2 protein-coding genes and 1 pseudogene are annotated in these 1,173 nt (G+C 66.3%); 2 read left to right on the forward strand and 1 reads right to left on the reverse strand.

Annotated elements, in window-relative coordinates; genetic code table 11:
- The coding region (locus AB0N07_RS51560; RefSeq protein ID WP_365847981.1) for a hypothetical protein at positions 1 to 189 on the reverse strand (189 nt) is incomplete at its 3' end.
- A gap of 70 nt (positions 190 to 259) precedes the next feature.
- Between AB0N07_RS51560 and AB0N07_RS51565 the strand changes: the two are divergent.
- Both AB0N07_RS51565 and AB0N07_RS51570 read left to right on the forward strand, forming a co-directional pair.
- Positions 260 to 688 (forward strand): annotated as a pseudogene (locus AB0N07_RS51565) (IS5 family transposase); the annotation flags it as partial.
- A gap of 62 nt (positions 689 to 750) precedes the next feature.
- The gene (locus AB0N07_RS51570; RefSeq protein ID WP_365847983.1) at positions 751 to 1,098 is read left to right on the forward strand and encodes an RCC1 domain-containing protein; all 348 of its coding nucleotides are present in this window, start codon (positions 751 to 753) and stop codon (positions 1,096 to 1,098) included.
- Positions 1,099 to 1,173 lie beyond the last annotated feature (75 nt).

Below are 1,173 nucleotides of genomic sequence, written 5' to 3' on the forward strand. Positions count from 1 at the left end.
TGACCTGTAGGCCCACGGCCTAACACGGCGCCCGCCCCGGGGCAACATCCCGGGGGCGGGCGCCGTCGTTGTCCCGTCAGGCCACGGCTCTTCCAGGCTGAACTTCTCAGCCTCCGCGAACGCGCTGTTGCGGACGTGCCGCCGCACGGCCGCCTGCACCCGCTCCTCTTCATCGCTGTCACCGGTCATCACGGCGGGGAACAGCCGAGCCGTGGCGCTCCGCCGCGCAACCCTTGCTGTATAGAGATAGAGCCTGTGCAAGGTCGGCAGCAAGCACCACGTGATCGTCGACGTCCACGGCATCCCGCTGGCCGTCACGCTGACTGGGGGCAACCGCAACGACGTGACCCAGCTGATCCCACTGATCCGAGCCGTCCCGCCGATCCGAGGCAAACGCGGCCAACCGCTGCGCCGCCCGAAGCATCTCTACGCGGACCGCGGCTACGACCACGAGAGCTATCGCGACCAGGTCCGACGGTTCGAAATCACCCCGCACATCGCCCGACGCGGCACCGAACACGGCTCCGGACTCGGCGTACACCGATGGGTCGTGGAAGGCGCCATCGCACTACTGCACTGGTTCCGCCGCCTACGCATCCGCTGGGAGATCCGCGACGACATCCATCAGGCCTTCATCACGCTCGGTTGTGCCGTCATCTGCTGGCGACGGCTGAGGACCCCGCTCTGATGCCAGTCGAAAGTAAGGTGGAATCCCATGTCGCGAACTCGTGCCAAGCGCAAGGAGGCGGAATGCGCGCCAACTCGTCGGCGCTGGCGGCCGGAAGGCGCCATTCGGTCGGACGGCGCTGGGATGGAACCGTTCTCGCCGTGGGCAATACCGCAGCCGCTGAATGTCGTGTCGAGCGATGGGAAGACGTCATCGCGGTGGCAGCCGGCAACGTCCATACCGCGACGAACACGGGCAGGTCTCATACGGTGGGACTCCGGTCGGACGGCACGGTGCTGGCAACGGGGTGGAATGGCAATGGGCAATGTGATGTCGCCGGATGGCGAGGCGTCACGGCCGTGGCCGCAGGCTGGCGCCGCACACTTGGGCTACTCGCGAATGGCCGCGTGTTACTGACGTTGTTGCCGTGATGTCGTCAGGGTGAGGCCGGTTTCGGAGAGACATCCATCGATGAGGTTGCTGCGGTACTGGATTTGACGGAGACC

The organism is Streptomyces sp. NPDC051172 (genome assembly GCF_040682555.1).
GTDB lineage: Bacteria > Actinomycetota > Actinomycetes > Streptomycetales > Streptomycetaceae > Streptomyces.